The sequence below is a fragment of the Ruegeria sp. O4 genome, from assembly GCF_056535125.1.
Genome location: NZ_JBQERO010000001.1, coordinates 392,593 through 413,560 on the forward strand (window position 1 = coordinate 392,593; position 20,968 = coordinate 413,560).

18 protein-coding genes and 1 tRNA gene are annotated in these 20,968 nt (G+C 56.5%); 7 read left to right on the forward strand and 12 right to left on the reverse strand.

Features of this window, described 5'->3' with window-relative positions; genetic code table 11:
- The first annotated feature begins 30 nt into the window (after positions 1–30).
- Positions 31–1,647 carry an MFS transporter gene (locus ACR0J7_RS01965; RefSeq protein ID WP_480565264.1) on the forward strand — a complete coding sequence of 539 codons (1,617 nt, stop codon included), beginning with the start codon at positions 31–33 and terminating at the stop codon, positions 1,645–1,647.
- Here the strand turns inward: ACR0J7_RS01965 and ACR0J7_RS01970 are convergent, their stop codons facing one another.
- The 7 genes from ACR0J7_RS01970 to ACR0J7_RS02000 form a co-directional block, all read right to left on the reverse strand.
- Positions 1,648–3,240 (reverse strand): trypsin-like peptidase domain-containing protein, encoded by a 1,593-nt coding sequence (locus ACR0J7_RS01970; RefSeq protein ID WP_480537907.1) that lies wholly within the window; start codon positions 3,238–3,240, stop codon positions 1,648–1,650.
- 190 nt (positions 3,241–3,430) lie between these two features.
- Positions 3,431–3,504: transfer RNA gene (locus tag ACR0J7_RS01975), tRNA-Gly, on the reverse strand.
- 69 nt (positions 3,505–3,573) lie between these two features.
- Positions 3,574–4,401 (reverse strand): polyphosphate kinase 2 family protein, encoded by an 828-nt coding sequence (locus tag ACR0J7_RS01980; protein ID WP_267365940.1) that lies wholly within the window; start codon positions 4,399–4,401, stop codon positions 3,574–3,576.
- Positions 4,402–4,527: 126 nt separating this feature from the next.
- Positions 4,528–5,583, reverse strand: a complete 1,056-nt coding sequence (locus ACR0J7_RS01985; protein WP_480545562.1) for a methyltetrahydrofolate cobalamin methyltransferase — start codon at positions 5,581–5,583, stop codon at positions 4,528–4,530.
- A 9-nt stretch (positions 5,584–5,592) separates the two neighbouring features.
- Positions 5,593–6,519 (reverse strand): methylenetetrahydrofolate reductase, encoded by a 927-nt coding sequence (locus ACR0J7_RS01990; RefSeq protein WP_267365938.1) that lies wholly within the window; start codon positions 6,517–6,519, stop codon positions 5,593–5,595.
- A gap of 25 nt (positions 6,520–6,544) precedes the next feature.
- Positions 6,545–6,841, reverse strand: a complete 297-nt coding sequence (locus ACR0J7_RS01995; protein WP_480869315.1) for a virulence factor — start codon at positions 6,839–6,841, stop codon at positions 6,545–6,547.
- Between the two features lie 249 nt (positions 6,842–7,090).
- Entirely contained in the window at positions 7,091–8,977 is a 1,887-nt protein-coding gene (locus ACR0J7_RS02000) for a PhoX family protein (RefSeq protein WP_480913133.1), read from the reverse strand.
- Positions 8,978–9,155: 178 nt separating this feature from the next.
- Between ACR0J7_RS02000 and ACR0J7_RS02005 the strand changes: the two genes are divergently transcribed.
- Both ACR0J7_RS02005 and ACR0J7_RS02010 read left to right on the forward strand, forming a co-directional pair.
- Complete coding sequence (locus ACR0J7_RS02005) at positions 9,156–10,268, forward strand: Ppx/GppA phosphatase family protein (protein WP_267365936.1); 1,113 nt, start codon at positions 9,156–9,158, stop codon at positions 10,266–10,268.
- Positions 10,268–10,984, forward strand: coding sequence for an RlmE family RNA methyltransferase (locus tag ACR0J7_RS02010; RefSeq protein ID WP_267365935.1), 717 nt, complete (start codon positions 10,268–10,270; stop codon positions 10,982–10,984). The genes ACR0J7_RS02005 and ACR0J7_RS02010 overlap by 1 nt, the downstream gene beginning before the upstream one ends.
- A gap of 2 nt (positions 10,985–10,986) precedes the next feature.
- Here the strand turns inward: ACR0J7_RS02010 and ACR0J7_RS02015 are convergent, their stop codons facing one another.
- The 3 genes from ACR0J7_RS02015 to ACR0J7_RS02025 form a co-directional block, all read right to left on the reverse strand.
- Positions 10,987–11,178 (reverse strand): hypothetical protein, encoded by a 192-nt coding sequence (locus ACR0J7_RS02015; RefSeq protein ID WP_480480831.1) that lies wholly within the window; start codon positions 11,176–11,178, stop codon positions 10,987–10,989.
- Positions 11,179–11,265: 87 nt separating this feature from the next.
- Complete coding sequence (locus ACR0J7_RS02020) at positions 11,266–13,167, reverse strand: multiheme c-type cytochrome (protein WP_480480829.1); 1,902 nt, start codon at positions 13,165–13,167, stop codon at positions 11,266–11,268.
- Complete coding sequence (locus tag ACR0J7_RS02025) at positions 13,164–14,030, reverse strand: YihY/virulence factor BrkB family protein (RefSeq protein ID WP_480472895.1); 867 nt, start codon at positions 14,028–14,030, stop codon at positions 13,164–13,166. Before ACR0J7_RS02025 ends, ACR0J7_RS02020 begins: the two co-directional genes overlap by 4 nt.
- Positions 14,031–14,201: 171 nt before the next feature.
- Here ACR0J7_RS02025 and ACR0J7_RS02030 point away from each other — a divergent pair, with 171 nt between their 5' ends.
- Positions 14,202–15,290 carry an AI-2E family transporter gene (locus tag ACR0J7_RS02030; protein WP_480869324.1) on the forward strand — a complete coding sequence of 363 codons (1,089 nt, stop codon included), beginning with the start codon at positions 14,202–14,204 and terminating at the stop codon, positions 15,288–15,290.
- 99 nt (positions 15,291–15,389) lie between these two features.
- Here ACR0J7_RS02030 and ACR0J7_RS02035 read toward each other — a convergent pair whose 3' ends face one another.
- The gene (locus ACR0J7_RS02035) at positions 15,390–16,058 is read right to left on the reverse strand and encodes a Crp/Fnr family transcriptional regulator (RefSeq protein ID WP_480913135.1); all 669 of its coding nucleotides are present in this window, start codon (positions 16,056–16,058) and stop codon (positions 15,390–15,392) included.
- A 205-nt stretch (positions 16,059–16,263) separates the two neighbouring features.
- Between ACR0J7_RS02035 and ACR0J7_RS02040 the strand changes: the two genes are divergently transcribed.
- The 3 genes from ACR0J7_RS02040 to cls all read left to right on the forward strand — a co-directional run bounded on the left by ACR0J7_RS02040 (position 16,264) and on the right by cls (position 20,386).
- On the forward strand, positions 16,264–17,883 hold the full coding sequence (locus tag ACR0J7_RS02040; RefSeq protein ID WP_480772733.1) for an arylsulfatase: 1,620 nt from the start codon (positions 16,264–16,266) through the stop codon (positions 17,881–17,883).
- Positions 17,884–17,977: 94 nt separating this feature from the next.
- Complete coding sequence (locus ACR0J7_RS02045) at positions 17,978–18,949, forward strand: HAD family hydrolase (protein ID WP_480485564.1); 972 nt, start codon at positions 17,978–17,980, stop codon at positions 18,947–18,949.
- Between the two features lie 24 nt (positions 18,950–18,973).
- A complete protein-coding gene (gene cls, locus ACR0J7_RS02050; RefSeq protein ID WP_267366420.1) occupies positions 18,974–20,386 on the forward strand; it encodes a cardiolipin synthase in 1,413 nt (470 codons plus the stop codon).
- Here cls and ACR0J7_RS02055 read toward each other — a convergent pair.
- Positions 20,383–20,817 (reverse strand): ion channel, encoded by a 435-nt coding sequence (locus ACR0J7_RS02055; RefSeq protein ID WP_209503849.1) that lies wholly within the window; start codon positions 20,815–20,817, stop codon positions 20,383–20,385. The two genes, cls and ACR0J7_RS02055, sit on opposite strands and share 4 nt — an antisense overlap.
- Positions 20,818–20,968: the final 151 nt, after the last annotated feature.

Here is a 20,968-nt window from a genome sequence, read left to right on the forward strand (position 1 = left end):
AGGAAATCCTGCGATGCGATTTACGTGAACATGACCACTGACCAGCCTTCTACAGGAGCGCCGCTTTCTGCATGGTGGCAAAGAACCTTTGTTGATCTGGCGCGACAGATGCGATGGTCCTACCTGCCACCGCTCATGGTCTACTTTGCCGCCGGGGTTTCTGGCCTGACATCGGTCGTCGGCGCTTTTTTTCTTAAGGACTATCTTAACCTATCCGCTTCCTTTGTAGCCGGGTTGGCGTTTTGGGCCGGGCTTCCCTGGATCTTGAAAATGCCACTGGGTCATATCGTTGATCTGTTTTGGCGGTGGAAGTCATTGCTGATCCTATTGGGGGCAACCCTGATCACCTTGTCCCTGCTCACCATGTACGGGCTTGTGGCCTTTCCCGGACATATGGTTGATGTCATACCGCTGGAACACTGGTATATCATTGCCCTGCTCTTGGCGCCTTCCGGCTATGCCATTCAGGATGTCGTCGCCGACGCGATGACGGTCGAGGCCGTTCCAAAGATCAATCCCCACGGGCAGCCGTTTTCGCCCGAGGAAACCCGTGCGCAGCATACAACAATGCAAACACTGGGCAGGATCGCCATTTTCTCGGGATTCGCAGCCGTAGCCGCGGTCAATATCTGGGTGTTCTCGGGAACCGAGGGCATGCAGAAATCAGACCGTCTTGCATTGTATGGCAACGTCTATCTGATCGCGCTTGTCATTCCCCTGTTGTCCGTCAGCGGTGTGGTTTTGCACGGTTTGATACAGCGTCAACATCTTCGCCTAGGTCATCCCCCGCATACTCCTGACGAAACCACCGAGGTCAAATGGCCAATCCTGCTGGGCGGTCTCGCCTTTGTTGTACTGAGTATCGTGTTGGGAACATCGAATTTCCAACTCGCCCAGGAAACTATTTTTGTAGTCTCACTGAGTGTGATCTTGTACCTGATGTCGCGCTTGGTGAAGGAACTGAACCCAAATCAGGCAAAGGCTCTGATTGGTACGGCGATAATCATTTTCGTGTTTCGTGCGGTTCCTTTGCCCGGGCCGGGGCTGACCTGGTTCGAAATCGACGAGTTGGGGTTTGACGAGCAGTTCCTGGCAATCCTGGCGCTTCTGACGTCCCTGCTTGCACTGGTCGGGCTCATCGTTCTGAGACCGTTTATGGCCAACCGCTCGATTGCGCAGGTCGTTATCATTCTGACCATCGCGTCGGGGGTCCTCGCCCTGCCCAACCTTGCGCTGTATTACGGCGTGCATGAATGGACATCTGCGCATACCGGCGGGATCGTAGACGCGAGGTTCATTGCAATCCTCGACACCGCAGTTGAATCCCCGCTGGGTCAAATCGCGATGGTTCCGATGCTGGCCTGGATCGCACGTAATGCTCCTGTGCATCTGAAGGCAACTTTCTTTGCCGTCATGGCGTCATTCACCAACATGGCCTTGTCGGCCAGCAGTTTGGCAACGAAATACATGAACCAGATTTTCGTGGTGTCGCGCGCGGTAACCGACCCGGAAACCGGTGTCGTCACATCGATTGCCGATTACGGCCAACTTGGACACCTGTTGATCGCCGTGGCCCTGATTTCTGTGATCATTCCGTTGACGGTCGTATTCTTTGTTCAAAAATCGCCTTTCCAGACCAGTGATTGATCACTGGCTGACAGTTTCATTCAGCAAGGTTTTCAGGTGCAAAACCGGAACCCCGATGTTTGAACCCCCGAACTCTGGCAGGATCGCGGCGTTAATCGCGACCACCTCTCCCTTGCGGTTCAGGGCCGGCCCTCCGCTTCCTCCTGACGTTGTTTCTGCGTCGTAAACGACTGCACCCGGGCTTGTCTGCGCCACGATTCCTCGGCTGGCGAGAGGTTGAACCTGGTTTTGCGCAGATAACCGTGCGGCGATCGTCCAGAAATTGACGGACCCGTCTTTCTCGAGCGTTTTCAGAAATTCCGGCCCCGCCTGCGCAATTAACGCTTTCAGGCCAGTAGGATACCCCAGAAGAAAGACTTCGTCACCGCTGCGAGGAAGGTCATCGGCCAGTCGTAATCCCAGCCCCTCGATACGGTTTGGATCAACCGACAAAAGCGCCAGATCAGCGGTCTCACTGAACCGGTCCAAAGTGGCCTCGATCGGGTCGGCCTGACCTGGCAGATAGGCCAGCAACCGCAGCATCTCGGCCTCAAGACCTGCGTTTTTCAGTGCCTGAGCCTTGTCGCCGGATGTCCAGGGCAAGGCAACGTGGCGGTTGGTGGCCAACCGCGGCGTACCCTCCAGCAGAAATCCGGTGCCTGTGAACTGGAACTCTGCGGGCTCACCTGTTGCCTCCGGTTCGATCCAGGGTTGACCGAAGGGTGTTTGCAACTTCTCTCCGTTTGGCCCCAACACATGGCGCAGCAGTTTACCGCTTTCGATATGACGTAATCCGTAGGCGCCCTGAATGAAAGCCACGGATTGAGTAGAGGCGGTGATAACCCGGGTGGACGCCCCCGCGCGCTGTTCAAGGGTACCCAACCGCTGCTCGGTTGATATCAGCTGGTTCTGAAAGGCATCCCTCAACGCCACAAGGTCTTCTGGAGTCAGCACATCTTCCCGCGTCTGGCTAAGCATGGCCGACACCGCTTCGATCTTGCGGGCTTCCTGTTGCAGGCTGTCGGCCAGTCTACGGTCGTTTTGATAAAGCAGGAACAGCAGACCTGCGATCAGCGCAATCGCTGCAACCACCGTAATCCTGAAGAACATAGTGGTTTGAGAAACAAGCCTTCGCCCACTCTCACGCAGCGCACCCGACATTCTTTGGGCAAAGGGCCGGCGACTTGACCGCGCATAAGCATAGGCGTCACTCAGGATATCCTCGACCGTGTGACGAATGGGAAACCTCTGAGTACAAATGCGGTATCGGGAGATCGGGCCCAATTCGCCAAATTCGATCACGTCGCCGTGTTTCAGCGTTGCCGACACAATCTTGTGGCCATTGACCCAGATGTCTTGCCCTGCCAGCGCGTTGAGCACATAGCCCCCCTCGAACCACTGAAGCGTTGCGATGTCTTCGTCATGGGGTGGTGTGTTGTCTTTCAGGCGCAGACCTAGCGCACGGCCTTCGCCAACAGAAACAGTCAATGCGCTGTCAACAAGCCAGGAAACCGTTCCACGGGACGGGCCGGTCAGGCTCTCCAGAAAGGCATGAACATCACCTGCGCAAGGCTCTTGGGGTGTACTCGTGCCGGTCTGATCAATTTCCCGCATAGTTGGGCTCTGCTCAACAGTGATGGGGTCACTCTATCATAAGACGCCCGGAATCCTACCAATCGCGAGAGGGATGCCCAAAACCGGAAATATCCACTGGCACAAGTCAATTTGGTGGAACGTCCCGATACGACCCCCATGCCTGCCGGAGCAGGCCTTCACCGGAAATCGCCGTCTGACCTGAAAGTTCTGGAGCGGGTAGCGGGAATCGAACCCGCGCGTTCAGCTTGGGAAGCTGACAGGCTACCATTACATCATACCCGCCGCACCCCTGAGATATAACCAGAGTTCCCTGACACGCAAGCCGGATCGTTTCAGGTTGCCCGGAAAAAGTCACTCGGTCCGCGCACGAAGACTGTCGATCAGCGAGTCATCTACATCCAAAGCCTGGATGGCCGCCTCAAGCGTGCGGCTGTCCAGATGTTGCGGGTTCAGATCGACCCCGGCTGAAAAGGCTTTGACAATGGCCTTCATGGCGCTGATGCGCGCGTATCTTTTGTTATTGGCCGGTATCACGTGCCACGGTGCCAGATCGGTCGACGTCCGGGCCAGCATTTCATCCACGGCGATCTCGGTATCATCCCATTTCTCGCGATTCCTGAAATCCTCGTATGTCAATTTCCAGCGCTTCAACGGGTTTCTTAGTCGTTCAGTAAACCGCTGCATCTGTTCATCTTCAGAGATGTGGAAGAACAGCTTGACGATCCGGGCACCATCGTCGACCAGCATGCGTTCGAAATCGTTGATTTCCTGATAAGCAGCGCGCCAGCGTGTTTCCGGGGTCAGGTTCTCGATCCTCTCGACCAACACGCGCCCGTACCAGCTGCGGTCGAAAGCGGATATCGCTCCGGACGGTGGCAAACGTTCCCAAAACCGCAGCAGGTAATGCCGGTTGAGGTAGTAGTTCCGGGGCGCCCCAATTGGCCAGACCTTAAAGCTGCGCGGGTCCAGAGCCTGGCTGATCCTGCGAATGGTTCCCCCCTTGCCTGCCGCATCCCAACCCTCGAACACCAGCACACCCTTGAGCCCGTGAAACAGATACGCTTGTTGAATCCTAGCCAGCTTGGCCTGAAGATCAATCAGTTGCTCGAAATACTCCTTTTTGCCCAACCGCTTGGTCAGATCCGCTTCTGAGAGTTTCGGGGGGTGATGTTTACGCATGGTGCCACCTGATCGTTGCGTCCCGGATCAGGATATCCTGAACCCTTGCGCAAAATCGACATTGATCAGAGTCAAACGAAAAAGGCCGGGCACAGTGCCCGGCCTTAGCTGTCTTTGTTGATGTAATCAGGCGCGGCGACGACGGCCACCGCCGCGACGACCACCGGCTGCGCCACCGGCCTCGTCAGGTGATTTGTTGAACCTGATCCACTCCCCACCATGCGGGTCGTTGTTGGTCAGCAGGTTGGCGGCGCGGATGGCCTCCATCTCCTTACCGGCGCGCGGCTTTGTGGAGCCCAAGCCGAACATCTGAACGAACGCCTCGTCATCCATGCCTTCGGGCAGGATGATGCCAGCTGCGGCAACGGCTTCTTTTTTCTCGGCAATTTTTGCCTGCGTCACTGGCAGAGCCACCGGGTTCATGATCGCCGAGGTCATGCCGGCACCCATTGCCATCGGCAGGAAGGCATTGTTGATGCCGTGGCGGTTCGGCAGACCGAACGAGATGTTGGACGCGCCACAGGTGGTGTTAACGCCCAGCTCCTCGCGCAGGCGACGGACCAGAGCAAACACCTGCTGACCGGCAGTTGCCATCGCACCGATCGGCATGACCAGCGGATCAACAACGATGTCGTGCGCAGGGATGCCGAAATCAGCGGCACGTTCAACGATCTTTTTGGCCACTTCGAAACGGACATCGGGGTCTTCCGAGATGCCTGTGTCGTCGTTCGAGATTGCCACAACAGGAACATTGTATTTTTTGACCAGCGGCAGAACCAGTTCCAGACGCTCTTCCTCACCTGTGACCGAGTTCAGCAGCGGGCGACCTTCCGCCGCCTCAAGACCCGCTTCCAGAGCACCGGGAACCGACGAGTCGATACACAGCGGAACTTCAACAAGACCCTGCACCAGCTCAACGATCTTGCGCATAAGCGGCGGTTCGGTCTCGTTCGGGTTTGGGTTCGAGTTGTAGACGACGCCCGCATTGATATCCAGAACGGTTGCGCCCGCCATCACCTGTGCCAGCGCATCTTTCTCAACCGTCGAGAAATCGCCTGCTTCCAGTTCGGCCGCCAGCTTTTTCCGACCGGTCGGGTTGATCCGCTCGCCGATCACGCAGAACGGTTCGTCAAAGCCCAGAACGGCGGTTTTTGTTTTTGATTCTACGACTGTACGGGTCATGTCCGTTCCTTAGGAGTTTGCAGGCTGCGCCGAGGCGCCGCCATTATTGATCGCCCAGTTGGCGTTGGTTTTGATCCCGCCCAGCGGGAAGAAGTGCACGTTGGTGATGTTGAAATCCGGGTTGGCCGCCTTGTGGTTGGCCAATTCAGTCACAACATCATTCGGCTCATAGGGCAGCAGAAGCTTCGACACATCCATGGCGCGCTTTTGCAGAACTTTCAGCGACGGGCCGACACCGCAGGCAATTGCGAACTTGATAAGGGTCTGCAGTTTGGCCGGACCGGCGATACCGATGTGGATGGGCAGGTCGATACCCGCCTCTTTCAGACTATCTGCCCAGGCGATGATCGGTTTGGCATCGAAGGCAAACTGGGTTGCCAGCGCCATCTCGGCATCCGTGGTCTCGTTGAATTTCTGTTTCCAGCGCAGGGCGTCATCGACATTCTTGGTGGACCCATCGGGATCGATATCCTTGTTCCCCTCGGGGTGACCGGCAACATGAAGACGTTTGAACCCTGCCTTGTCGAACAGACCGGTTTCCATCAGCTGCATGGAACTGTCGAAATCGCCATGCGGCTTTGTCACGCCACCGGCCAGCAACAGCGCCTGTTCGACGCCCGCCTCGCCCTGGTACATCGAGATCCAGTTTTCCAACGTCGCCGCATCCTTGATGATCCGCGCCGGGAAGTGGGGCATGACAGGATAGCCTTCGGCTGCAATCCGCTTGGCTGTCTTGACCATATCTTCAATCGGGGTGCCTTCGATATGGGCAATGTAGACGCGTGTGCCTTCGGGCAGCAGCGCGCGGAAATCCTCGACCTTTTCGGCGGTCCGCGGCATGACCTCGATCGAATAGCCTTGCAGGAAGGCTTCGACGGTCGGGTTCACAGGGCTGTTTTCGACCACATCACGTTTCTTGAAGTTCAGCAAAGCCATTGAGGCCTCCCATTAAGATCCGGGCTTATGCCCAACCGTCATTTGCGATCAGCGCTTTGATGCGGTTCTGATCGTATTCCTTTTCCAGACGCAGGGCCTCGGCCTCGGCTACTTCTGCCGGGTCGCCATCAACCGCAAAAGGCTCGGCCTTGCGCCATTCGGCCAGATAGGCATCACTGTCCTTGGCGTTTACCTTCATGGCGGCGCGGTCGATGGCTTGCTCGAACCGTTCTTCCAATTGCCGCTTCGCGCCGCGACGGCCTTTGCCGACGATGACCTGAGCGGGAATGTCGCGCCAGTACACGATGGTGACGTCAGGCATTACTGTGATTCCTCCTAACCCGATGGGCCGGTTCTAAACTTCAATGTGGGGATGGGTCGGTCGGTTTTCGACACCCGGCGCTTTTCAAGCGACGTTTTCGCCCACGGTGGCGTGGCGGGGTTTTAACCCGTCTCGCGGCGAAAACGCATACCAAAATTCTCATTGTCACTATGAGAGCGCTGCATAATGAACAAAAAGCCCCGGACGGCATGACCCGCCCGAGGCTTGATTCAGCGCGTCTTGCCAGGGTTAACCGACCAGCCCGCCGTCTTGACGAGTAACCGCAATAATGGCTGAACGTGGAACCGAGTTACCACCGTCGGGCCAGTGGCTGTTGCCGTCTTCACCGGGGTGCTGAATACCAACAAACATGGTGCGGCGATCCGGCGACCAGCTGAGCCCAGTGATCTCACACTCGTTCGGGCCAACCAGAAAACGACGGATTTCACCGGTAACCGGGTCGCCTGCCAGCATCTGGTTATTCCCCTGCCCTTCGAAGTCGCCCTCGTTGCTGTATTTGCCGTCGGTCTGGATCCACAGCAGGCCGTTGCTGTCAAACTTCAGCCCATCGGGCGAGTTGAACATGTTGTCGGCGTTGACATTGTCCGAACCGCCATACGCATCCTGATGCACGGTCGGGTTTCCGGCCAGTACATACAGGTCCCATCCGAAACCCGATGCGCCATGGTCTCCGCCTTCAGGACGCCAGCGCACGATCTGACCGTATTTGTTCGACTCGCGCGGATTCGGCCCGTTGACCGAAGTGTCGTCGCCACCGGCATTCGGTTTCACACCGCGGTTCTTGTTGTTGGTCAGGCAGCAATAGACCTCGGGCGCGTTCGGATTGGCTGCAACCCATTCCGGGCGATCCATAGTGGTCGCGCCCACGGCCGACGCTGCCTGTCGCGTATGGATGCAGATTTCGGCCTGCGACGTCATACCAGTTGTTTCGGGGGTCAGGTCCAGCCACTCACCAGTCCCGTCGTCGTTGAACTTTGCAACCGACAACGTACCGTTCTCAAGCAGCGCTTTCGTATCCACACCAGCGGCATAAACACCTTCCGAGACGAAGCGATACAGGAACTCACCCCGTTCATCATCACCCATGTAGACGACGACGCGACCGTCATTGTTCACAATGGCCTCGGCGTTTTCATGCTTGATCCGACCAAGCGCAGTCAGCTTGCGAGGCGTCGAGGCCGGATCGGTTGGGTCGATTTCGACAACATAGCCTGCGCGGTTCGGCTCGTTGGGGTTTTTCGAGACATCGAAACGCTCGTCAATTCCGGCCCATCCGTATCCCCAGTCTTTGGACGAAACGCCATAGCGCTGAAGTTCGGCGCTGACTTCATGGTTTTCGTCTTCAGCCGAGAAGTAGCCGTTGAAATTCTCTTCACAGGCCAAATACGTCCCCCATGGGGTCATGCCGTTGCCACAGTTGTTCCAGGTGCCCTTAGAGGTGGTGCCTGTCGGATCAGCGACAGTTTTCAACAGATCATGGCCCGCGGCAGGGCCCGTCAGTGACATGTCTGTCTGCGGCGTGATGCGGCGGTTATACGGGCTATCCTTAACAATGCCCCACTTGCCATCGGTAGCTGCAATCTCGACCACCGTCACACCATGCGCCATCATGCCTTTGGCAACATCGTCATCCGAGGCGGCCTTGGCGTCCGGGTTGTTTCCCCAAAGGATATCGCGATTGGTGTATTCGTTGTTTACGACCAGCAGAACGTGACCCTCGTGCAGAAACACATCCTGACCGTCGGTGTTATCACCGAATGCACGTTCCTGACTGGCGGCAGTTCCACGGGTGGCCGGATCGAATTCGGGCGCATCAGACCAAAGCGGATCACCCCAGCGCACCATCACCTCGGCCTGGTAGCCCGGCGGCACGATGACGTCATCGGCAGTTGACGCCGGAACCGCCTCGAACGCAAAGCGATCTGCGGCTGCACGTACACCAGTCGGAAGCAGCGCCCCACCCAACGCCGTGAAACTTCCCATCGCCAATACGCCGCCCAGAAACCCACGACGTGATAAGGCACGCTCAACGACGCGGTCAAACTCACATACCTCTGGGCGCGGATTCACCACTTCATCGAATTCGTCAAAGGTCAGGACACGTTCATCTTTCATGGCAGGCTCCGTCTGCGGCTAATTGCGATCAAGAATCCCTCAACCGGGATCAAAGTTCAAATCGCACCTCAGTATGAACGGCGTGTGACATCCAGACTAAATTCGAAATGGAAATCGCTTGCACGTCGGCGATGCGCCGCCTAGGGTCAAATCAACTCGAAAATCGGAGGGCGTTACGATGGCGCCCAAGCGTCCCAAAGGTGCGGGCGCGTTCCCGCAAGCGGTCGAAAGCCCCGCGCCGGCAAGACCCGATCCGGATGCCCTGTATGCGGCTCTGGATTTGGGAACAAATAGTTGCCGCATGTTGATAGCCCAGCCCAAGGGCAGCGGGTTTCATGTGGTTGACAGCTTCTCCAAGTCCGTGCAGCTGGGCGCGGGTCTGGAACGCACCGGACGTCTGTCGCGGGCGTCGATGGCACGCACCGTTCAAGCGCTGCGAATCTGTCAGCAAAAGCTGAAACGGAACAAAGTGAAACGGATGCGTCTGATCGCAACCGAGGCCTGCCGCCGCGCCAAGAATTCCCGCGAATTCATCCGACAGGTCAAACGCGAAACCGGGCTGACGCTTGAAATCATCCAACCCGAAGAAGAAGCCCGTTTGGCGGTGATTTCCTGCGCCCCGCTGGTGTCCACCAAGACCGAACAGCTGTTGGTTGTCGATATTGGCGGCGGTTCGACCGAGCTGGTCTGGATCGACATTTCGTCTGTCCCTCGCCGTGACCGCCCGGCTGCGATCATGCGTTTGCATAACGGATTTCACACGGTCGACAGCCCTTTTCCGGCTGCAAAAGTCGTGGACTGGATCAGCGTGCCGCTGGGTGTTGCCACGTTGCGGGATCAGTTCAATGACGTCGAAAACGACGCCGCGCGGTTTGCGTTAATGAGCTGGTTTTTCGAAGAAAACCTGGCCGATTTCGCACCTTACAAAGATGAACAAACCCGTGAAGGTTTTCAGATCGTCGGCACCAGCGGAACTGTCACTACGGTTGCGGCATCGCATCTGGGGCTCAAGCGGTATGACCGGACCAAAGTTGACGGGCTGCGTATGACCAGTGACCAGATTGACAAAGTGATACGCGGGTATTTAGAACTCGGCCCTCATGGGCGCCGCCGGGATCCTCGGATTGGGGAAGACCGGCAGGCCCTGATCATGTCCGGCTCGGCCATTTTGCAGGCATTGTTGCGCTGTTGGCCCACTGATCGCCTTTCCGTGGCAGATCGGGGGCTGCGCGAGGGCCTGCTTTATGCACAGATGAGCGCGGACGGGGTACTGGAAGACGGACCGTTCTGATGGCGAAGACACCAACTGGCAAAAACAACTCGGGGCGCGGGCAACGTGACCTGAAGGTAAAGGTAAAAACCGCTCGTGGTCGCAAGCTGAGTTCGACCCGCTGGCTCGAACGGCAATTGAACGACCCGTATGTCAAGCGCGCCCAGACCGAAGGATACCGTGGGCGGGCCGCGTATAAGATCATGGAACTTGACGACAAGTTCCGCTTTCTCGTACCCGGAGCACGGGTTGTTGATCTGGGATGCGCACCCGGTGGCTGGTGCCAGGTTGCAGTCAAACGGGTAAACGCGCTTGGTGAAAAATCGGGGAAACGGATCGGAACGGTGCTGGGCATCGACTTACAGGAAGTCGAACCGGTTGCGGGTGCCGATACCCATGTGCTGGACTTCATGGAGGATGACGCCGACCAGAAGGTCAAGGACTGGCTGGGTGGCAAGGCGGATGTTGTAATGTCGGACATGGCCGCAGCGTCCTCGGGTCACAAGCAGACCGACCATCTGCGGATCATCGCGCTGTGTGAAACTGCGGCCCATTTCGCCTTTGACGTGCTGGAAGAAGGTGGCACATTTGTAGCCAAGGTTCTTGCTGGCGGCGCCGAGGGCGATTTGCAAAAACTTCTGAAGCAGAAATTTCAGAAAGTGGCGCATGTGAAACCGCCCGCATCCCGTTCGGACAGCTCCGAGAAATTCGTTATAGCAACCGGGTTTCGCGGCTGAACTTAATCTTCCAAACGGATACGGTTTCCGGTCAGACGTTGTTCACGCAACGACGTGGCCGCCATACCCTGCAACATCAGAGTATCCCCGTGCGAAACATATACAGGCTCGCGATTGCGCAGCTCTTCAATGCGCTGCGCCAGCGTAGCAGGGTTCGGCCCGGTTGCTTTCTGTCTTGTTGACTCAGTGGACATGCATCACCTCAAAACAACAGTTCTGAAATGCTGTTAGCGTAAAATCTTGCCGTGAAGATGGAACAAATCGGGCAAGCCTGTGCCGGATCAGGGGCCCAGTTGTTGCAGCAATTGCAGCAAGGCCGGGTCATCGGGCAACCTGATCAAGGCTTCGCGTAAGGCGATACGTGCAGCTTCCGGGCCGCTGTTGATCTGAGCCAGCTGTACCACCATGGGCCACGCTTCGGCGCGCTGAGGGTCCAGCGCGACAACCTCGCGAAAGGCCCGTTCGGCGGCCGGGGCGTTGCGCAGCGTCAACGCCATGCCCCCCAGAACCAGATGCGTTTCAGGGGCATCCAGCCTGTTCGAGATCGCCGCCTGCCACTCGGCCATACCCTGCCCGGCCAGACCCTGTTGCTGAGGCGTCAGAGCTTGAGGAGGGATACTCAGATACTCCTTGGCGGCGGCAATGCGAACGTTGCGAAAAGGATCAGACAAAAGTGGCTCTAACCTTTGCGCACGATCCGTAGGGCTCGCCTGACGCTGCAAGGCTGCTGCATTTGCGCGTATCAGCGGATCGTCTTCCTGCAACAGTGGCGCTGTGCGCGCGGCAACTTCGGGCGAGCCAAAAGGTTGCAGCAAATACGCCGCTGTTGCGCGCACGATAGCGGGTTGCGAGGGATCCGTTGCGACAGAAATCAAACCCTCTGGCGTATTCAACTGACCATCGGCAGCAGCTTTGAATACCGTACCAAAATGTGCGCCCCGATTGGCTGTGTCAGGAAACCACCCTTTGATCCGGCTGGCAGCCCAGACCTGATCCTTATTCTGGTGGCAATCAGTGCAGGCATCAGCCCCTAATCCCAAATCCGGTCGCGGCACGCGAAAGCTGTGATCCCGGCGACCGTCCACTCCCATATAAGTGCGTTCGATCATGTGGCAGCTTTTGCACTGGGCACCCGCGCTATCCATAACGTGATGATGGTGACTGGGGGTATCGTATTCCTGTTTCGCTAGCGTCGGGAATTCAGGGTTTGCGGCCGTGGAATGACATTGCGTGCAAATACCGTTGCCTTCGGCCTTCAACTGCGCGCTGTGTGGCTCGTGGCAGTTCATACACCCGACCCCTCGGGCATACATTTTGGATTGCAGGAATGAGCCGTAAACGTAGACCTCATCAAGTATTTGCCCGTCCGGATGATACGAACCGGGCCGCAACACAGCCAGGTTATAGGCATCATGATACGGGGTTCCCGGCAAAGGATTTCCGTTGCCGTGCGCCTCGCGCCGCGAATGACATCCGGCGCATTGCTGGATCTCGGCCTCGGTCTGGCCCTTGCCCCAGCTCATCGAAAAGCCTCTATCACTCAGACCCCCGGCAACGCCCTGCCCTTTGGTCCAATCGATATGTGCCGACCCCGGTCCATGGCAAGCTTCGCAGCCAACTCCAATCTCAGCCTGTCGGGAAGAGTATGTTCTGGATTGCGCGTCGTAGTTCTTTTCAAACCCTGTGGCGTGACATTCGGCGCAGCGCGCGTTCCAGTTCTTGTAAGGGCCCGTCCAGTGCAGCCCGTCTTCTGGCGGCAGATCCTGATCGGGGTATAAGTGATACCAGCGCTTCTGCTCGGTATCCCAGACCACATCAAAACTTTGCAACCGCCCCGGTTCGGTTTCAAACAGAAATTGTTGCAGAGGCGTAATCCCAACGACGGAATGCACATCATATGCCGTCGTCGCACCGTCTTTTTCAGTTACACGAGCTGTGAACCTGTCTGCCTGTTTAGTAAATTCAACCGTCATCCCGTTCTGCACGAACCGGGTTCCATCGAAATCGGCGACCAGATGGCCGTCGCCAACTTCCGTCCAGGCCAAGGCATGATGAGACGAAGCCCATGCCTCGGCCTCGCGTTGATGGCAGTCCGAACATTGATCCGACCCGACATATTCCAGTGACTGCGCCTGCCCTTCACTTGCGAGGGTTAAGCAAGCCGCCAGAATGGCAAATCTCATGCCATATCTCCTTCAGCGGCGTTCCGAAGGTCGATTAATGCGCCGTTGTATTCAGCGCCAAGGATCAGCATCGCAGAACACAGATACAGGAAGATCAGCGCAGCCATTGCCCCGGCCAAACCCGCATATGTGGCACTGTAGGTGGCGAACTGGCTGATATAGACTGAAAATGCCCATCCGCCAGCTGCCCACAAAACCAATGTCAGTATGACGCCGGGCAGGATCTGGGTCAGGCTGTGCCTGCGGGTTGGCAGGATTAGATGAGCCAGCAGGACGGTGCCTGCCGGAACGGCCACGGTAAACGTCCACCGCAGGCGATCTACGGACAGCCAGTCCGCTACCGGAGCTTCGGTATGCTCTGCCACCAGTTTCGTGTAGACCGGCAAGACCACCTCGACCGTTGCAATAACAAGGATTGCCGAACCGCCAAGGATAACCAGAACCAGACACAAAAGCCGGGTCTTCCAAAAAGGCCAACTGTCCTGATCGTGATAGGCCTGATTCATCGCAGCGCGAACTGCGGCAACCCCGTTGGAGGCAAAGTAGATCGCAAGTAAGCCACCCAGCGTAATCACACCCGACCCTGCCCCGGCCAGAACGGCACGCAATTCGGCCACGATAGGGTCCGCAACATCCTTGGGCCATGCCCCGAACAGCAGATCAATCAACTCGTCAGTGACATAGTCCTGCGACAATGCCCCGGCCAGCGCCACGGTGAACAACACAAAGGGAAACAGGGCCATCATCAGCGACATGGCGACGTGGCTGCTCATGACAGGTCCGTTTTTCCTGACGAACCGGCGAAGTGCCAGCCACAGTGCCTGAAGCGGGCGGCCAAACGGGGGAATCGTGGGCTTTGTCATCCTGCAACCCTAACCTGCCGAAATAAAACACAGAACCCGTCATCGGTATCAAAGTGACAATTGCCGATCTGCAAACGGCTGACTGCATTGCTAAAAACGGATTGCAGGTGCAGGATTAGGTAAAGCGGGGCGATCACCAGCCTGCGTAAGAACAGATAAACAGGATACTGAATGATCCCGGATCAGGAAGATTTCACGGCTCGCCCCAGGCTAAAACTGTCTGTTGTCCGCGACACCTGCATTATCGCGACGCTGATAGTGTTGGGGCTTTATGCCGGGGCGAACTTCCTGATCCCACTTGCCATGGCGCTGCTGGTCAATGTTCTGATCATTGCGCTGAGCGACCGCGTTACCGCGCTGTCCCGTGCTCCGGTCTGGTTGGCCAATATCGCCGGAGTGACCGTGGTTCTGGTGGGATTGTTCATGATCATGTACGTGCTGGGCAGTCAGGCAACGCAGTTTGCTCGGTCCGTCAGCACGTACGAAAACCAGTTCGACGGGGCGGTTGAGCGCATAACCGGTCTTGTCGGCAACGATGTCACCACTTTCATCCGCGACAATCTGGTCAGCATCGACATGACCTATGTCGCACGCCTGTTGCTGGGCAGCGCTACGTCCCTGCTAAACCAGTTCTTTCTGATCAGCCTCTATGTCGCGTTTCTGATGGCCGAGCGTCTGGCCTTTCGCAAGAAAATTCAACTTGCGGCTGGCGACCCCCAAACCGGCGCAGATTTTGCGACCATGCTTGATGCCATATCGATCAGCCTGCAACGATATGTTGGGGTAAAGACGCTGATCAGCCTGATCACAGCGGGCATCAGTTACTTTGTATTCAGGGTCCTTGGTTTGGAATATGCGGAAACCTGGGCCGTTTTGACCTTTGCTCTGAACTTCATACCCTCGATCGGGTCGATCATAGCGGTGTTTTTCCCAGCCATGATCGCGCTTGTTCAGTTTGATACGATCGTTCCGTTTTTGATTATCTTATTTGGGTGCGGCACCCTTCAATTCCTGATCGGTAACTTCCTTGATCCGGCCATGCTGGGACGTTCGCTGAACATGTCGACATTCCTAGTTATTCTGGCATTGACCTTTTGGACAACTGTCTGGGGCCTGATCGGCGCTTTCCTGAGCGTGCCACTGACGGTCTGCATCCTGATCGTGTTCAGCCACATCCCTGCTTTACGCCCGGTCGCAATCATGATGTCTCTGGACGGCCAATTGGGCGAAGAGGACGGTCAGGCGCGTGCGAAAAACTGAACCAAGACGCAGCGTTGATTTAAGCTCGTCGGGCACCGTACACCGCGGCCAGCCTGTCCGCGAATATTGGACCGCATAGCGGTGTCGCGACCCGAAACCTCAGGTCTGACAACTGGCTATCAATGCGCCCCGATCCAGCAGTCGAACCCGGCCATACCCCAGTTCGATTAACCCCAAATCCACAAGCCGGTGAAGGTTCCTGTGCAAAGTCGGCTGCGATACAGCAATCATCGCCGCCAGATCGTCTTGCGAAACATCAATCCAGCCTTCGGTTTTTGAGGTCCCTTCGTCCAAGTGAAGCAACCTCAGGACCAGCCGCTTTTCCGTTCCCGTCACGGCCAGATTTGCCATGATGCGCAATGCGGTCCGCATATTCTCATGCGTTAACGCATAGAAATCCCGGATGTAGTCAGGATTGTTCTGAATCAACCGCGAGATGCTCAGGTTAGGGAAAAACAAGGCTTGAGTGGCTTGCGTCGTGACAACACTGACCAGACGCAGTGCACCTGCAAACAACGCAAGATCGCCGATCCAGAACCCAGCGCCATCGCGGTGCAAAACGAACTCCTGACCGTCATCCGCAGGGGCCGTTATCTGCACACCACCGCTGAGGATCGCGTAGACTCCATTTGCCGTATCACCGTAGTGGTACAGTGTCTCACCCGCCTCAACCAATTTCAGTATGCCAAGAGCTGCCAAATCGGCTTGAAACTCTGACGAGCGGTCACTGAACCATCCGGTGTTTCGTAATAGCTTCAGATTATTCATTTTGTCTCACATTTGTACTTTGAGATATAATCATATGATGAGTTTCCAACGCAAGAACTGACCTATGCTGAAAACGTTCGATTCCCAGGATCTGATATTTTCGACATGGGAATCAACACATTGCTGCCGTGTTGTTCATGCGTTTGAACGCCGGAGATTTAATTTTCCAAGGGTCACTAAGATCCTCTCAAATCAGGAGCAAACCATGTTACCTCCATGTTCGCTATCCGGCACCTGGCGCAGTAACTTGCGCCGACTTGCCGTGGTAACCGCCACATTGACACTGGCCATACCCGCCTGGGCGCAGGACCAGAAACCGAATATCCTTGTGATCTGGGGCGACGATGTCGGCCAGTCCAACATCTCGGCCTACACGCGGGGTCTGATGGGGTATCAGACACCCAATATCGACCGTATTGCCGAAGAAGGCATGATGTTCACGGATTACTACGGTGAACAGTCGTGCACGGCCGGGCGATCATCTTTCATCATGGGGCAATCCGTTTTCCGTACGGGCCTGTCCAAAGTTGGCCTGCCCGGCGCTGAGGAAGGCATGCAGATCGAAGACCCGACCATTGCAGGCCTTCTGAAAGCAGAAGGCTATGCCACAGGTCAGTTCGGAAAAAACCACCTGGGTGACCGGGATGAACATCTTCCAACAAACCACGGTTTTGACGAGTTTTTTGGCAATCTCTACCATCTCAACGCTGAGGAGGAGCCGGAAAACATTGACTATCCCAATGATGCTAATCTGCCCGATGGCAGAACCTTCCGACAAGCTTTCGGACCGCGTGGCGTGATCAAGTCGACAGCAGGTGGTGAGATCGAGGATACCGGCCCGCTGACCAAGAAGCGTATGGAAACAGTCGACGATGAAACCGCAGCGGCAGCGATTGAATTCATCCGCAAACAAGAGGAAAGCGGCACACCGTGGTTCGTCTGGTGGTCAGGCACCCGGATGCATTTCCGCACGCATGTTTCCGAAGAGAAATGGGCAAAAGCCAATGAAATCGTGGGCAAGCAGGTGGATGAGTATACGGCTGGCATGATCGAACACGACATGCATATCGGTGACTTCCTTACTGCGCTGGACGAGCTGGGCATCGCCGATAAAACCATCGTGTTTTATTCGACCGACAATGGTCCGCACATGAATACGTGGCCAGATGCCGCGATGACACCGTTCTGGGGTGAGAAAAACACCCAATGGGAAGGCGCATGGCGCGTACCCGCCATGGTTCGGTGGCCCGGCAAGATTGCCGAAGGCGCTGTGTCGAACGAGATCGTGCACCATATGGATTGGTTGCCAACATTCCTGGCGGCGGCTGGCAACGAAACCGTGAAAGAAGATCTTCTGGAAGGCGTCACCGTGGCCGAAGTTGGCGGCGGGCGTGACTACCGCGTGCATCTGGATGGCTACAACATCCTGCCGTTGCTGACCGGCGAAACAAATGAGAGCCCGCGCAGGGAAATCTTCTATTTCACCGACGATGGTGACCTTGCGGCACTGCGCTTCGGTGATTGGAAGATCACCTTCCTTGAACAAAAGGCATGGGCAACCTTGCGCGCCTGGATGGAGCCTCTGACCCCTCTGCGTGTGCCATTGATCGCCAACTTGCGACGCGACCCATACGAGCGTGGCTATCGCACATCGAACACCTACTATGACTGGATGCTCGACCGTGCCTACATGCTGGTACCTGCGCAAGCCTATGTCGCGCAGTTCCTTGAAACCTTCAAGGAGTACCCTCCCCGGCAAGAAGCCGCGAGCTTCAGCCTCGACAAGGTGATGGAGAAGTTGACGTCACCCCCGGGCGCACCGTGATGCTGGCCGTTTGATCCAAGACACGACAAAGCCGGAGTCCCGATACCGGGGCCCCGGCGCTTCTCATTGGCAGTTGAAAATTGAGGAATAATCCGTGCGTCTGTTTTTGATATTGTGCAGTGTGCTAGGAGCGACGGTCGCCATCGCCGACCCCTTGCCCTCTTGGAACAATCTAGAATCCAAAGCGAAAATCGTTTCGTTTGTTGACGAGGTGACCGACCCTGCCTCAGCTCACTACGTGACGCCCGATGACCGGATCGCCGTATTCGACAATGACGGAACGCTTTGGGCCGAACAGCCCGTGTATTTCCAGTTTGTTTTTGCCATGGACCGACTGGCCGATCTGGCCGAGCGGGACCCGTCGATCCTGGCAACTCCTGCTTTGGAAGCTGCAGCAAAGGGTGATCTAGCGGCCGTTCTTGAAGGCGGGCATGAGGCGCTGATCGAAGTTGTCAACGCATCGCATTCTGGCACCAGCGTCGATGACTTTCAGGCAGGTGTTGCGCAGTGGCTGGAAACCGAACGCCACCCTGGCACCGGCCTGCCCTATGACCAGATGACCTATCAGCCGATGGTCGAGTTGCTGCGTTATTTGCGTGATGAGGGTTTCAAAACCTACATCGTATCCGGCGGCGGCATTCATTTCATGCGCGCCTTTGCCGAGGATGCATATGGTATCCCGCCGGAACAGATATTGGGGAGCTATGCAGACAGCACCTATAAGGTGATCGACGGCAACCCGACGATCATCAAGGCACCGGGGTTAGCCTTCATCGACGACAAGGAAGGCAAGCCGATCAACATCGAACGTACGATTGGCAGACGCCCGATTCTGGCCGCAGGCAACTCGGACGGAGATTTCGCTATGCTGGATTGGACAACGTCGGGTGATGGCCCGCGTTTGGGAATTCTGATCCACCACACGGACGCCGAACGCGAATGGGCCTATGACCGCGAAAGCCCAATAGGAAAGCTGGCAGACGGGCTGGATCAGGGTTCTGACAAGGGATGGATCATTGTCGATATGGCGCAAGACTGGTCACGCATCTACACTGGGGCAAACTGAACGGCCCGAAAGATGTAAGACCCCATGTGGACAGCGCTGGTATCTATCTTTGTATTCACGTTGTACGTGGCTGCATTTGTGTTTTCGATCCGAGCAGCACAAACCGCGCGAACACCGCAAGGTGCAGTTGGGTGGGTGGTCTTTCTGGTATCAGCACCTTTCCTGGCGGTGCCGTTGTATCTTTTTCTGGGACACCATCGCTTTCACGGATATCGCATCGCGCGCCAGAAAAGTGAGCGGGTTGTTGAAGGGATCAAAACCTTTGCCGATTACTCAAGGCCCGATCCCTCGTCTATGTCGATCAATCCGCGCCCATTCGAGTTTCTGGCGCATCTTCCTGTGTCCAGCGGAAACGGTGCCCGGCTGCTGGTTGACGGGCACGCCACATTCGACGCCATTTTCGACGCCATCGACAAGGCCAAGAACTATATCCTCATTCAGTTCTACATCATCAGAGACGACGCACTGGGCCGCAAACTGCAATCCAAGCTGATCGAGGCGACGAAACGTGGGGTTCACGTCCGTTTCATGACCGATGCAGTCGGCAGTTATGGTTTGCCGCGCGCGTATCTGGATACCATGCGTGAAGCCGGGATTGATGTCGCCGACCCTCGTCAACAACGCGGCCCGAATTTTCGGTTTCAGCTGAATTACCGAAACCACCGCAAAACCGTCATTATCGATGGCGAGACAGGCTTTATCGGTGGGCACAATGTAGGCGAGGAATATCTGGGCAAACACCCGCATTTCGGCCACTGGCGCGACACTCACATCATGATGTCCGGTCATGTCGTCCGGCAATTGCAGCTTATCTTCACCGAAGACTGGCATTGGGCACATAACGAAGACCTGATCGATGAACTTGACTGGGCGGGCAGTGAATCCGAACAGAACATGAATGCCCTGCTGGTTGCGACCGGGCCCGGAGACGAAACCGAAACTGGCGCCATGATGTTCTTTGCGGCAATCGCCGAGGCAAAAGAACGGTTGTGGATTGCGTCGCCTTACTTCGTACCCGACATCGATGTCATGACAGCCCTGCAACATGCCGCGATGCGCGGTGTGGATGTACGCATCCTTGTTCCTGACATGATCGACCATCGCCTGCCCTGGCTGGCCGCGTTTGCCTATTTCGATGAAATCCGCGACTGCGGCGTACGCGTGTTCCGCTATACCGGTGGGTTCATGCATCAAAAGGCGTTCGTTGTTGACGAGACGCTGGCCGCTGTTGGAACAACAAACCTCGACAACCGATCCTTCCGCCTCAACTTCGAAGCAATGGCGCTGTTCTTTGATGCCCGGGCTGCGCAGGCCGTCGACCAGATGCTACAAGAAGATTTCGAATCTAGCTACGAACTGACCCGCAGGTTGCGTCAACAACCGGCCCACATCCGCTTTGGTGCGCCGCTGGCGCGGTTGTTTGCTCCGATCCTTTAGGAAAAGAACCTCTCCTGAAAGACGCGTGTCATCAGTGCGACCAGATACGCGGTCGACAATCCAAACGCCAACAGCCCGGTGACCGAGGCAAACGAGCCGAAAATGCGCAGCCCTTCACCCAAAACGATGTCGCCGTATCCGAGCGTCGTAAACGTCACCAACGAGAAATAGATGGCCGAGTTCCAGTCCGGCAGAACATTCAGCAATACCCAGACGATAGCCCAGATCCAGACCTGAATGGTGTGCGTTGCGATAATGAAGCCCAAGGCAACGGCAATTGGCCCCGCGGTTGCCACAAACACCCCGCGTGTGACCCATCTTTTATCCATCTTGATTATGGACATCGTGCACCAGGTCAGAAAGAGAATCTCGATCAGGATACAGATACCCAGAAAGGTACTGCCCCAAACGATCTGATGCAGCAACGTCATGTATTTACACCCTGATTTTCGGCCACGAACTGTCAAGGCACAATGACCTTTCAAAACGCAAGGCACAACCCCGCCACCGGATAAGGTAGCCTGCGGCGAAAGGAACCGGAGTAAGGTCTGCACTGGACAGTTGGGAAGTCCAACGCACATC

Bases quoted from the DNA above. Each gene is read 5' to 3' on its own strand.
- ACR0J7_RS02010 (WP_267365935.1), top strand. From the start codon at position 10,268: ATGGCGAAGACACCAACTGGCAAAAACAACTCGGGGCGCGGGCAACGT.
- ACR0J7_RS02005 (WP_267365936.1), top strand. From the start codon at position 9,156: ATGGCGCCCAAGCGTCCCAAAGGTGCGGGCGCGTTCCCGCAAGCGGTC.
- ACR0J7_RS01965 (WP_480565264.1), top strand. From the start codon at position 31: ATGACCACTGACCAGCCTTCTACAGGAGCGCCGCTTTCTGCATGGTGG.
- ACR0J7_RS02015 (WP_480480831.1), bottom strand. From the start codon at position 11,178: ATGTCCACTGAGTCAACAAGACAGAAAGCAACCGGGCCGAACCCTGCT.
- ACR0J7_RS02020 (WP_480480829.1), bottom strand. From the start codon at position 13,167: ATGAGATTTGCCATTCTGGCGGCTTGCTTAACCCTCGCAAGTGAAGGG.
- ACR0J7_RS01970 (WP_480537907.1), bottom strand. From the start codon at position 3,240: ATGCGGGAAATTGATCAGACCGGCACGAGTACACCCCAAGAGCCTTGC.
- ACR0J7_RS01985 (WP_480545562.1), bottom strand. From the start codon at position 5,583: ATGACCCGTACAGTCGTAGAATCAAAAACAAAAACCGCCGTTCTGGGC.
- ACR0J7_RS02030 (WP_480869324.1), top strand. From the start codon at position 14,202: ATGATCCCGGATCAGGAAGATTTCACGGCTCGCCCCAGGCTAAAACTG.
- ACR0J7_RS02025 (WP_480472895.1), bottom strand. From the start codon at position 14,030: ATGACAAAGCCCACGATTCCCCCGTTTGGCCGCCCGCTTCAGGCACTG.
- ACR0J7_RS02055 (WP_209503849.1), bottom strand. From the start codon at position 20,817: ATGACGTTGCTGCATCAGATCGTTTGGGGCAGTACCTTTCTGGGTATC.
- ACR0J7_RS02040 (WP_480772733.1), top strand. From the start codon at position 16,264: ATGTTACCTCCATGTTCGCTATCCGGCACCTGGCGCAGTAACTTGCGC.
- ACR0J7_RS01995 (WP_480869315.1), bottom strand. From the start codon at position 6,841: ATGCCTGACGTCACCATCGTGTACTGGCGCGACATTCCCGCTCAGGTC.
- ACR0J7_RS01980 (WP_267365940.1), bottom strand. From the start codon at position 4,401: ATGCGTAAACATCACCCCCCGAAACTCTCAGAAGCGGATCTGACCAAG.
- ACR0J7_RS02035 (WP_480913135.1), bottom strand. From the start codon at position 16,058: ATGAATAATCTGAAGCTATTACGAAACACCGGATGGTTCAGTGACCGC.
- cls (WP_267366420.1), top strand. From the start codon at position 18,974: ATGTGGACAGCGCTGGTATCTATCTTTGTATTCACGTTGTACGTGGCT.
- ACR0J7_RS01990 (WP_267365938.1), bottom strand. From the start codon at position 6,519: ATGGCTTTGCTGAACTTCAAGAAACGTGATGTGGTCGAAAACAGCCCT.
- ACR0J7_RS02000 (WP_480913133.1), bottom strand. From the start codon at position 8,977: ATGAAAGATGAACGTGTCCTGACCTTTGACGAATTCGATGAAGTGGTG.